The organism is Phenylobacterium sp. (genome assembly GCF_036263695.1).
GTDB lineage: Bacteria > Pseudomonadota > Alphaproteobacteria > Caulobacterales > Caulobacteraceae > Phenylobacterium.
In genome coordinates this window covers 1-2,326 of the sequence record NZ_DATAGM010000438.1, presented here as the reverse complement: position 1 = coordinate 2,326, position 2,326 = coordinate 1, and the positions used below count along the sequence as shown (strand labels likewise).

The following is a 2,326-nucleotide window of genomic DNA, read 5'->3' as shown; positions in this document are numbered from 1 at the left end:
ATGGCGTCCACGGCGGCCTGGTCGGCGGCCTTCTCGTCGCCCCGGCCGACCAGCTTCCAGGCGGCGATGGCGGCGATCTCGGTCACGCGGACGGCGTCGAGCACCAGCCCGCGGTCGAGGGTCTCAGAACTCATCAAAGGGTCTCCCACCCAACTCCTGCGCGGCCCGAAGGCCCGGCGCGTACCCAAACCTCAGATGCGCGCGATGCGCAACAGCCGCGGACGGTCGATCACGGCCGGCAGTCCGGCGATCTTGTCGATGGCCGAGATCAGCACCGACTCGGCCACCGCGTGGGTGGTCAGCACGATGGGCACCCCGCCGGCGTCCTCCACCGGCTTCTGCAGGAAGCTCTCGATGGAGACCCCCGCCTCGGCCAGCGTCTCCGACACCGCCGCGATCACCCCCGGCTCGTCACGCACGAGGAACCGCATGTAGGCCCGGCTGATGCTCTTGCGCGGATCCACCGGCGTGAAGGGGGCGAGCGACTTGGCCGGCCCCTGGAAAACCGGCCGGCTTGCGCCTGTCATCACGTCGGCGATGTCGGCGGCCACAGCCGCGGCGGTCGGTCCCGAGCCCGCCCCCGGCCCCTGGATGAATATCCGCCCGATCCGCGTGCCCTCGATGAACAGGGCGTTGAGCGCCCCGCCGGCCTGCGCCAGCGGGTGGTTCAGCGGCGCCAGCGACGGGTGCACGCGCACCAGCACGCCGTCCGGCGAGCGGTCGGCGGAGGCCACCAGCTTGATCCGGTAGCCGAGGTCCTTGGCCATCCGGATGTCGAGGATGTCGATCTGGTCGATGCCCTCGATCTCGGCCGCCGCGTAGTTGGGCGCGCAGCCGAAAGCCAGGGCGGCCAGGATGGAGATCTTGTGGGCCGCATCGAAGCCGCCGACATCCATGGTCGGGTCGGACTCGGCGTAGCCCAGCCGCTGGGCGTCCGCCAGCACCTCGGCGAACGGGCGGCCGGAGGCTTCCATCTCCGTCAGGATGTAGTTGCAGGTGCCGTTGAGGATGCCGGCGACGCTCTTCACGTCGTCGCCCACCATGGCCTCGCGCAGCATCTTCACCGCCGGCGTGCCGCCCATCACCGCCGCTTCGAACAATAGCGGAACGCCCACCTCCTCGGCCAGCGCCGCGAGCTCAGCGCCGTGCTCGGCGATGAGCGCCTTGTTGGCGGTGACCACGGGCTTGCCGGCCCTCAGCGCGGTTTCGACGGCGATCTTGGCCGGCCCGTCGGAGCCGCCGATCAGCTCGACGAAGATGTCGTTCTCCGGCGAGGCGGCGAGCTGGGCCGCATCGTCGAACCAGGGCAGGTTGGAAATGTCCACCGGGCGCTGGCGCGACTTCGAGCGCGCCGAAACGCCGGTGACGAGCGCCCGCCCGCCGGCCGGCGCGAACTCCGGCTGCTCGGACAGAAAGTTCAGCAGCCCCGCGCCGACGGTGCCCAGGCCCGCCACGCCGACCCGCCAGGTGCGTTTGTCCCCCTGCCCGCTCATTTGGAAGGCACGCTGTTGTGGGCCCGCTCGAGGATCTCGTCGGCGTTGGCCAGGAAACGCCGCACGTTGCGCGCCGCCTGCCGGATGCGGTGCTCGTTCTCCACAAGGCCGATGCGCACGTAGCCCTCCCCGTATTCCCCGAAGGCGACGCCGGGCGACACCGCCACCCCCGCCTCCTCGATCAGCAGCTTGGCGAACAGCATGGAGCCGGCCTCGCGGAACTTCTCCGGCACCGGCGCCCACGCGAACATCGAGGCGGGCGGCGCGGGGATGTCCCAGCCGGCACGTTGCATGGCGCTGACCAGGCAGTCGCGGCGCCCCTTGTAGATTGCGCGGATGTCGGCGACGCAGTCCTGCGGCCCGTTGAGGGCCGCGGCGGCGGCCACCTGGATCGGCGTGTAGGCGCCGTAGTCGAGGTAGGACTTCACCCGCGCCAAGGCCGAGCACATCCGCTCATTGCCGACCACCATCCCGACCCGCCAGCCGGCCATGGCGTAGGTCTTCGACAGCGAGTTCACCTCGACGGCGATGTCCTTGGCGCCCTCCACCTGCAGGATCGACGGCGGCGGGTTATCGTCGAAGTAGATCTCGGAATAGGCGATGTCCGACAGCACCAGCAGGTCGTGCTTGCGGGCGAGCTTGATGACCTCGCGGTAGAACTCCAGGTCGACCCACTGGGCGGTGGGGTTCGACGGATAGCTGACGATCAGCACGTTGGGCGGCGGCGCCGAGTGGGCCACCGCGCGGCTGATCCCAGCGAGGTACTCCTCCGGCGACATCGCCGGCACGTGGCGGATCACCCCGCCAGCCATGATGAAGCCGTAGGCGTGGAT

The 2,326-nt window shown here is 70.3% G+C and carries 3 protein-coding genes; all 3 read right to left on the bottom strand.

Annotation, left to right across the window (positions count from 1 at the left end):
- On the bottom strand, positions 1 to 134 hold a 134-nt coding region (locus VHK87_RS17690; RefSeq protein ID WP_329636212.1), incomplete at its 3' end, for a fructose-bisphosphatase class II.
- A 57-nt stretch (positions 135 to 191) separates the two neighbouring features.
- Entirely contained in the window at positions 192 to 1,493 is a 1,302-nt protein-coding gene (locus VHK87_RS17685; RefSeq protein ID WP_329636211.1) for a homoserine dehydrogenase, read from the bottom strand.
- The coding region (locus tag VHK87_RS17680) for an aminotransferase class I/II-fold pyridoxal phosphate-dependent enzyme (protein ID WP_329636210.1) at positions 1,490 to 2,326 on the bottom strand (837 nt) is incomplete at its 5' end. The genes VHK87_RS17685 and VHK87_RS17680, both read right to left, overlap by 4 nt.

Coding starts and splice junctions, on each gene's coding strand:
- VHK87_RS17685 (WP_329636211.1), bottom strand. CDS start 1,493: ATGAGCGGGCAGGGGGACAAACGCACCTGGCGGGTCGGCGTGGCGGGC.